This window comes from Mesorhizobium sp. M7D.F.Ca.US.004.03.1.1 (assembly GCF_003998635.1).
GTDB lineage: Bacteria > Pseudomonadota > Alphaproteobacteria > Rhizobiales > Rhizobiaceae > Mesorhizobium > Mesorhizobium loti.
This window is the reverse complement of sequence record NZ_RZQG01001015.1, coordinates 1-2,026: the sequence shown is the minus strand read 5'-3', so window position 1 is coordinate 2,026 and position 2,026 is coordinate 1. Positions and strand designations below refer to the sequence as shown.

Here is a 2,026-nt window from a genome sequence, read left to right as displayed (position 1 = left end):
GCCGGCCGACGAGAACCCCGGGCCCCATTTCGCCTTGCTGGAAAAGCTTGGGCATGAGGCCGGCGTCGCCAGACTGTCGATGGGCATGTCCGGCGACTACGAGACCGCAATCGCCTTCGGCGCCACCAGCGTTCGGGTTGGGTCGGCGATCTTCGGCAGCCGCTGAGAGGCAACGGCCTTTAGGCCAACTCGGCGGGCTCGTTGCTCCAAGACTGGAAACGAAACGTACCGTTCCTATTTGCTTTGTGCCATCACAAACTCTCTGGAGCCTCCACCATGCGTTACAACCAGCTTGGAAATACGGGGATGTTCGTCTCCGAACTGTGCCTCGGCACCATGACCTTCGGCGCCGCCGGCCAGAATGCCCAATGGGGCCTGATCGCCAGCCTCGACCAGAAGGGCGTCAACGAGATTGTTGCCTATTCGCTCGCCGCGGGCGTCAATTTCTTCGATACGGCCGACGTCTACTCCTTCGGCGAATCCGAACGGCTGCTCGGCCAGTCGCTCAGGGATCTCGGCGTCAACAGGCAGAATGTGGTCATCGCCACCAAGGCGCATGGCGCCATGGGCGAAGGCCCCAACCAGCGCGGCTCGTCACGCGGCCACATCATGGATTCGGTCGATGCCAGCCTCGAGCGGCTGCAGCTCGACCATATCGATCTCTATCAGCTGCACGGCACCGACACCGTGACGCCGATCGACGAGACGCTGCGGGCACTGGACGATCTGGTTGCCAGCGGCAAGGTCCGCTATGTCGGCGTCTCCAACTGGGCGGCCTGGCGCATCGCCAAGGCGCTCGGCATCGCCGAGCGCAAGGGCTTCGCCCGTTTCGAGACCGTCCAGTCCTATTATTCCATCGCTGGCCGCGATCTCGAGCGCGAGATCGTGCCTCTGCTCAACGAGGAGAAGCTCGGCCTGATGGTGTGGTCGCCGATGGCCGGCGGCCTGCTGTCCGGCAAATACGGCCCTGGCGCACCGGGCAATGGCGAAGGTCGCCGCGCCAGCTTCAACTTCCCGCCGGTCAATGAGGATCGCGCCTGGGCGGCTGTTGCCGTCATGCGCGAAATCGCCAAAAAGCATGATGTGAGCGTCGCCACGGTGGCGCTCGGCTATGTCCTGGCCAAGCCCTTCGTGATGAGCGTCATCATCGGCGCCAGCCGCATGGAGCAGCTGGAGCAGAACCTTGCCGCGACCCAACTGAAGCTCGACACCGACGATCTGGTTCGCCTCGACGAGGTCAGCGCCCTGCCGTCCGAATATCCCGGCTGGATGCTGGAGCGTCAGGCAGCGGGCCGGCGCCCGGCGCCGTTCACGCCGAAAGCATAGCGCAGCCCACCTGACATCTCGGGAGCCCGTGGCTCCCGAGATGTCAGGTCAGCCGGACGCTCTCCCCCAGAAAATCGAGAAAGGCGCGCACTCGCGCCGGCAGATGCCGGCCCTGGCCGACATAGACGGCGTGGGTGGGCTCCTCGTCGCCGGGATTGAATGCCTCCAGCAGCGACACCAGCCGGCCGGCGGCGATATCGGACGCAACATGCCAACGGGCCAGCCGGGCGATGCCCGCGCCCGCCAGCGCCATCAGCCGCATCGCCTCGCCATCGCTGACCAGAGTGTTGCCGGTGATCGGAACCATGATGGGGTTGCCGGCCGCGTCGAGGAACGGCCAGCCATCGACATGCCGCACGAAACCGAAGCCCATCCGGTTGTGTCTGTCGAGATCGGCTGGCGTCAGCGGCATGCCATGCGTCTCGAGGTAAGAAGGTGCCGCAACGACCACCACCGGGCTTTGCCCGAGCTTGCGCGCCACCAGCCGCGATTCGCTGAGCGGCCCTGCACGGATGGCGACGTCGGCGCGTTCCGCCATCAGGTCGATGACGCTGTCGGTCAGCACCAGATCAACTGAAATCTCGGGGTAGCGTTCGAGGAAGCGCGGCAGAAGCGGGATCAGCCGGTGCACCCCGAAGGGCACGTAGGTGTTGACGCGCAGCCGTCCGCGTGGCGCCGCACCCGCCGCTGCCTCCTGCTC

2 protein-coding genes and 1 pseudogene are annotated in these 2,026 nt (G+C 65.6%); 2 read left to right on the top strand and 1 reads right to left on the bottom strand.

What is annotated here, in order from left to right:
• Together EN935_RS42415 and EN935_RS33235 are read left to right on the top strand one after the other, a co-directional pair.
• Window positions 1-166 (top strand): annotated as a pseudogene (locus tag EN935_RS42415) (YggS family pyridoxal phosphate-dependent enzyme); the annotation flags it as partial.
• A gap of 110 nt (window positions 167-276) precedes the next feature.
• Window positions 277-1,326, top strand: coding sequence for an aldo/keto reductase (locus EN935_RS33235; protein ID WP_127262930.1), 1,050 nt, complete (start codon window positions 277-279; stop codon window positions 1,324-1,326).
• Between the two features lie 43 nt (window positions 1,327-1,369).
• On the opposite strand, the gene EN935_RS33230 is transcribed toward EN935_RS33235, so the two are convergent.
• Window positions 1,370-2,026 (bottom strand): LysR substrate-binding domain-containing protein (locus EN935_RS33230; RefSeq protein WP_127374086.1); only part of this gene is annotated, 657 nt, incomplete at its 5' end.

Bases quoted from the DNA above. Each gene is read 5' to 3' on its own strand.
- EN935_RS33235 (WP_127262930.1), top strand. From the start codon at position 277: ATGCGTTACAACCAGCTTGGAAATACGGGGATGTTCGTCTCCGAACTG.